We start from the raw sequence: 5,801 nt of genomic DNA on the forward strand, positions 1-5,801 counted from the left end.
GGCCGCCGCGGGCGGGCGCCGGCTCCGTCGGCCGGATCCGCATCAGGAAGTACGCGGACACGACGTACGACAGGGCGCCCGGGGGCTACCCCCCGCCGGGCGGCTACCCCCCGCCGGGGGTCGGCTATCCGACCGGCGGCGGATACGGCGCGCCCACCGGAGGCTACGCCAACAACGAGGACAAGAACTGGGCCCTGATCGCCCACTTCGGCGGCGCGGTCGGGGTGATCGTCGGCGGCGGCCTGCTCGGCTGGGTCGCGCCGCTCATCGCGCTGATGGCCCGGGGGCAACAGTCGCCGACCGTCCGGGCGCACGCCGTCGCGGCGCTGAACTTCCAGATCACCTGGGCGATCGTGGGCGTGCTGAGCTGGGTGCTCACCCTGATCACCTGCGGGATCCTGTTCTTCGTCCCGATGCTCGTCTGGCTGGTGCCGCTGATCTTCGGGATCGTCGCCGGGGTCAAGGCCAACGAGGGCGTGCTCTACCGCTACCCGATGGCCTACAGCTTCACCAGGTGAGCCGGGCCGGCCGCTCCCCCGGCCGGACCGGCCACGCGCCGCCACACGGCGTGGGCCTCCGCGCCTCAGGGCAGCAGGTCGCGGACGACCGCGTCGGCGAGCAACCGCCCCCGCAGGGTCAGCACCGCCCGGCCCGCCGCGTGGTCGGGGCCGGCCAGCAGTCCGTCGGCGAGCGCCCGCTCGGCGCCGGCCCGGCCGGCGTCGTCGAGGGCGTCCAGCGGCAGCCCGGAGGCGAGCCGCAGCCGGAGCATGACGTCCTCCATGTGCGCCTCGTCGGCGGTGAGCACCTCCCGGGCCAGGCCGGGCGACTCGCCGCCGGCCAGCCGCTTCGCGTACGTCGTGGGATGCTTCACGTTCCACCAGCGCACGCCGCCGACGTGGCTGTGCGCCCCCGGGCCGAGGCCCCACCAGTCGGCGCCGGTCCAGTAGAGCAGGTTGTGCCGGCACCGGGCCGCGTCGCCGCGGGCCCAGTTCGACACCTCGTACCAGGAGAAACCGGCCGCGTCGAGGGCGGCCTCCGCGGCCAGGTAGCGGTCCGCGGCGACGTCGTCGGAGGGGTACGCCAACTCGCCGCGCCGCATCCGGGCGGCGAGCCGGGTGCCGTCCTCCACGATCAGGGCGTACGCGCTGACGTGGTCCACCCCGGCGGCGACGACCTGGTCGAGGGAGGCGGCGAAGTCGTCCTCGCTCTCCCCCGGCGTGCCGTAGATGAGGTCGAGGTTGACGTGCGCGAACCCGGCGTCGCGGGCCTCCCGGGCGGCGGCTGTGGCCCGGCCGGCGCTGTGCGTGCGGTCGAGGATCGCCAGCACCCCCGGCGCGGCGGACTGCATGCCCAGCGAGATCCGGGTGTAGCCGGCCGCCCGCAGTGCCCGCAGGGACTCCGGGGTCACCGACTCCGGGTTGGCCTCGGTGGTCACCTCGGCGTCGGGCGCGAGCCCCCAGGTGCGGTCGATGCCGTCGAGGATCCGGGCCAGGTCGTCGGCGGGAAGCAGGGTCGGGGTGCCGCCGCCGACGAAGACCGTGTCGACCCGGGGCGGCGGGGCGTCGCCCAGCACCCGGCCGGCGAGCGCCAGCTCGGCCAGCACGGTGTCGGCGTAGCCCTCCCGGCTCGCCCCGCCGCCCAGTTCGGCCGCCGTGTAGGTGTTGAAGTCGCAGTAGCCGCAGCGGCTGGCGCAGAACGGGACGTGCACGTACACGCCGAAGCCGCGCGCGCCGACCGCGCGGGTGGCGGCGGCGGGCAGCGAGCCGTCGACGGGAACGGATTCGCCTTCTGGAAGGACGCCGGGCATGGCCACTAGTGTGCCCGGCATGACCTCTCCCGACGTGCTCGTGCGGGCCGCCACGGCCCGTGGGGTGACCACCCTCACCCTGGACAGCCCGCACAACCGCAACGCGCTCTCCACGCCGCTGATGACCCAGCTGCTGGCCGGCCTGTCCGAGGCGGTCGCCGACGACGCCGTACGCGTGGTCGTGCTGGACCACACCGGGCCGGTCTTCTGCTCGGGGGCGGATCTCAAGGAGACCGCCGCCGCGTACGCCAGCGGGAGCGTGCCGGCCGGGATGCTGGGTGACGTGCTCGCGGCGGTCTGGGAGTGCCCGAAGCCGGTGGTGGCGAGGGTGGCCGGCCCGGCGCGGGCCGGCGGGCTGGGCCTGATCGCGGCGGCCGACCTGGCGGTGTGCGCGCAGGAGGCGACGTTCGCCTTCACCGAGGTGCGGATCGGGGTGATCCCGGCGGTGATCTCCGCGACCGTGCTGCCCCGGCTGCACCCCCGCGCGGCGGCCGAGCTCTACCTGACCGGGGACACCTTCGACGGCCGGCGCGCCGCGGAGATCGGCCTGGTCACCGCCGCCGTGCCGGCCGACGGGCTGGACGCCGCCGTCGCCGCCTACTGCGACTCGCTGGTCCGGGGCGCGCCGGGCGCGCTGGCCGGGGCGAAGCAACTGCTGCGCCGGCCGCCCGCGACCGACCTGCGGGAGGAGGTCGCCGGGCTGTCCACCCTCTCGACCGGGTACTTCCTCTCGGAGGAGGGCCGCGAGGGCGTGCTGGCGTTCCGGGAGAAGCGGCCGGCCCGCTGGGTTCCCGCCGCCGACGGCGACGCCGTCGGCCGGTAGGCAGCCGACCGGTAGGCGGGCGCGGACGCCGTCGACCGGTAGGCGGCAGGGAACGTCGTCGGCCACGGCCGTGCGGGAGAGGTGAGGGCGCGCGGGAAACGGGAACATCCGGGCCCGCCACCGGGGCCGTTCGGCGCCCTCGGGAGCGCCCCGACGGCCGGTGCCACGCGCGCGGCGGGCCGGCGGGAACCGGTCGGACGACCCGGCAGGCACCACGGGGGACGTACGCTTGTCGGACTGTCGAACAGGGGGTGTGGGTGCGAACTCGGGCAGTCGTGGCGGGCGGCGTCGTCCTCGTCCTCGTCGCCGTGGTCGGAATCTGGCTCGTCATCCGGCAGGTGGGTGGGCAGTTGCGCCTGCCGCTGTCCAGCCGGACGTGCACGGTGCAGGCGGACGGCCGGGTGGCCCTGGACGCCGACCAGATGGCCAACGCGGCGACGATCGCGGCGATCGGCATCCAGCGGAAGATGCCCGAGCGGGCCGTCGTGGTGGCGCTGGCCACCGCGTACCAGGAATCCGGCCTGCGCAACCTCGCCGGAGGCGACCGCGACTCCGTGGGGCTGTTCCAGCAACGCCCGAGCCAGGGCTGGGGCAGCCCGGAGGAGATCCGCGACCCCCGGTACGCGGCGAACCGGTTCTACGCCGCGCTGAAGAAGGTGCGCGGCTGGGAGCGGATGCGGGTCACCGACGCGGCGCAGAAGGTGCAGCGCTCCGCCTTCCCGGAGGCGTACCAGAAGTGGGCGGACGAGTCGGAGGTGCTGACACGGGCCCTGCTCGGACACGCCACCGGCGCGGTGGCCTGCACGGTGGGCCGCGACCCGGCGATGCGCGGGGCGGCCGCCGCGACCGCGCTGACCCGCGGGCTGTCGCTCGACTGGGGCCTGGCCGCCGCCACCACCGCGGCGGACCTGACCGGCCTCACGGTCCCCGCCGCCGACGAGCGCCGGGGCTGGCGCTACGCGCACTGGCTCGTCTCCCACGCGCAGGACCACGGGGTGAAGCGGGTGCGCTTCGGCGGCCTGGAGTGGACCGCCCGCGACGGCACCTGGAACCAGGTCGGTGACGATGCCACCGGCGACCGGGTGGTCGCCGAGGTCTTCGCCGAGGCGTAGGGACTCTCATCTCCTTACCGGCAGTCACCGCACAATCCGTCATTCCAGGACAGAAGCCCCGGCGACCCCCCTCAGGGCAACGGATTGTAGCGGTTCAACTCCCCACGGTTCGGGCAACGGTCGCATATCACGCGGGGTAGTACCCCGCACCGGAACCAGCGCGTTACGATCGGCGGCCTGTGCCAGCAATGGTTTTCGCCCGATGGGGAGGGGACGTCGAGGTGTTCGACTACGGCGACCGGACCGGTTACGAACCGATCAGTGACACCGACCGCAAGGAGTTCCACGAGCAGGGCTTCCTCCTGCTGCGCAACGTCCTGACGGAGGACCACCGGGCGGCGCTGGAGGCGGCGGTCGACCGCGTCTACGCCGAGGAAGAGGCCAAGGGCAACACCACCAAGGACGGCACCCTGCACCTGCTGGGCTTCCTGGAGCGGGACGAGCTCTTCGGCGACCTGCTGACCCACCCGATCGCCTTCCCGTACATGTGGGGCCTCGCCGGCTGGAACATCTACACCCACCACAACCACCTGGACGTCACCCCGCCGGCGCTGGAGCCGGAGAAGCCGTACTGGGGCTGGCACCAGGACGGGTACCGGCAGAACTCCGACCCGGAGACGATGGACCCGAACCTTCCCCGGCCGATGTTCTCCCTCAAGGTGGCCTACGTGCTCTCCGACCTGTCGGAGAACGGCCGGGGCGCCACCAAGGTGATCCCGGGCAGCCACCTGTGGAACTCGCTGCCGCGCCCGGAGGACACCTCCGTGCACAACCCGGACCCGGAGGGCACGGTGGAGATCACCGCGAACCCGGGTGACGCCTTCATCTTCGACCGCCGCCAGTGGCACTCCCGGTCGACCAACCTGTCGACCATCACGCGCAAGATGCTCTTCGTCGGCTACACCTACCGGTGGATCCGCCCGCTGGACGAGCTGCACATCGACAAGGACGGCGAGTGGTGGGCCAACCGCACGCCGGTGCAGCGCCAGCTCTGCGGCGAGGGCACCCACACCGCCAACTACTGGGGCATCAACTGGGACGGCTACATCGACGACGAGATCCCGCTGCGCAAGGAGCTCAAGCAGCGGGGCCTGCTCGACCGCAGCATCCCCTGGCTCCGCTGAGCCGGTAACCCGGCTCCCCGCCGAGGCGACACCGGACGGGCCCCTCCCCCACGGGACGGGGCCCGTTCCGCGTTCCCACGCCTCCGGCACCCGTACCGCCGGCGAGGCGGCGGGTCAGCGGCGAGGCGGCGGGTCAGCGGCGGCGGGCGAGGCGGCGGCGCACCTTCTCCCGGATCGGCTCGGGCAGTTCCGGCGCGTCGAGCAGCCGGGGCAGCAGGTCGGGCTCCAGGTTCAACGCCCGGAACACCTCGCCGATCGTCACCCCGTGCGCGGGCCGGTCGACCACCTCGACCGGGTCACCCGCGCCGACCTCGCCCTCGCGCAGCACCCGCAGGTACGCCCCGGGCTTCGCCCGCACCGTGAACCGCTTGATCAGGTCCGGTACGCCCCAGAAGCCGGCGAAGGTGGTGCACGGCGTCCGGGGCTTGGTCACCTGGAGCAGCGCCGACCCGATCGCCCACTGCTCGCCGATCACCGCTCCGGTCACGTCGACCGCGTACGTGGTCAGGTTCTCGCCGAACCCGCCGGGACGGATGGCGCGACCCAGCTCGGTCGCCCACCAGCCGGCGTCCTCCTCGGCGTACGCGTAGACCGCCTGGTCCGGGCCGCCGTGGTGGGCGCGCTCGCCGATGAAGTCGCCGGCCACCCCGTCGGCGCGCAGCAGCACGGGGCCGTCCACCGGCCGCTTGTCGATGCCGGTGCGCCCGCTCGCGTCGCCCGCCCACTCCGCCTCGGTCACACCGCCGAGGTTCACCGCTGCCAGCCTGCCCGTCATGGCGGTCAGCCTAGCCCGCCCCGTGGACGCGCCCGGAGGGGGCAAAACAAGGGTCCCTGGTCGACGCTGTGCGTCGCCCCGGGACCCGAGCACACGCGGGGGGGAGCCCGTGTCGGGGCCGGGCCCCCGGCCCCTGAACATCCGGCGCGGGAGCAGCAGG

General features: G+C 74.3%; 6 protein-coding genes. 4 read left to right on the forward strand and 2 right to left on the reverse strand.

Going from position 1 to position 5,801, the window contains the following annotated elements:
• A partial coding sequence (locus AB0L34_RS32520; protein WP_363709357.1) for a DUF4870 domain-containing protein occupies positions 1-518 on the forward strand: 518 nt, incomplete at its 5' end.
• Positions 519-583: 65 nt separating this feature from the next.
• Here AB0L34_RS32520 and hemW read toward each other — a convergent pair.
• The gene (hemW, locus tag AB0L34_RS32525; RefSeq protein WP_350710903.1) at positions 584-1,807 is read right to left on the reverse strand and encodes a radical SAM family heme chaperone HemW; all 1,224 of its coding nucleotides are present in this window, start codon (positions 1,805-1,807) and stop codon (positions 584-586) included.
• A gap of 19 nt (positions 1,808-1,826) precedes the next feature.
• On the opposite strand from hemW, the gene AB0L34_RS32530 reads away from it, so the two are divergent.
• From AB0L34_RS32530 to AB0L34_RS32540, 3 genes are all read left to right on the forward strand, one after another.
• Complete coding sequence (locus AB0L34_RS32530) at positions 1,827-2,630, forward strand: enoyl-CoA hydratase family protein (protein ID WP_363709359.1); 804 nt, start codon at positions 1,827-1,829, stop codon at positions 2,628-2,630.
• Positions 2,631-2,881: 251 nt separating this feature from the next.
• Positions 2,882-3,742, forward strand: a complete 861-nt coding sequence (locus tag AB0L34_RS32535; RefSeq protein WP_363709361.1) for a hypothetical protein — start codon at positions 2,882-2,884, stop codon at positions 3,740-3,742.
• A 188-nt stretch (positions 3,743-3,930) separates the two neighbouring features.
• Entirely contained in the window at positions 3,931-4,866 is a 936-nt protein-coding gene (locus AB0L34_RS32540) for a phytanoyl-CoA dioxygenase family protein (RefSeq protein ID WP_363709364.1), read from the forward strand.
• 133 nt (positions 4,867-4,999) lie between these two features.
• Here AB0L34_RS32540 and AB0L34_RS32545 read toward each other — a convergent pair whose 3' ends face one another.
• Positions 5,000-5,641: an MOSC domain-containing protein gene (locus AB0L34_RS32545; RefSeq protein WP_357460412.1), complete on the reverse strand. Its 642-nt coding sequence runs from the start codon at positions 5,639-5,641 to the stop codon at positions 5,000-5,002.
• Between the last annotated feature and the right edge of the window lie 160 nt (positions 5,642-5,801).

This window comes from Micromonospora sp. NPDC052213, assembly GCF_040679695.1.
Taxonomy (GTDB): Bacteria; Actinomycetota; Actinomycetes; order Mycobacteriales; family Micromonosporaceae; genus Micromonospora.

What these genes read in the sequence shown, in the direction of transcription:
- hemW (WP_350710903.1), bottom strand. Translation starts at nt 1,807, where the DNA reads ATGCCCGGCGTCCTTCCAGAAGGCGAATCCGTTCCCGTCGACGGCTCG.
- AB0L34_RS32530 (WP_363709359.1), top strand. Translation starts at nt 1,827, where the DNA reads ATGACCTCTCCCGACGTGCTCGTGCGGGCCGCCACGGCCCGTGGGGTG.
- AB0L34_RS32540 (WP_363709364.1), top strand. Translation starts at nt 3,931, where the DNA reads ATGGTTTTCGCCCGATGGGGAGGGGACGTCGAGGTGTTCGACTACGGC.
- AB0L34_RS32545 (WP_357460412.1), bottom strand. Translation starts at nt 5,641, where the DNA reads ATGACGGGCAGGCTGGCAGCGGTGAACCTCGGCGGTGTGACCGAGGCG.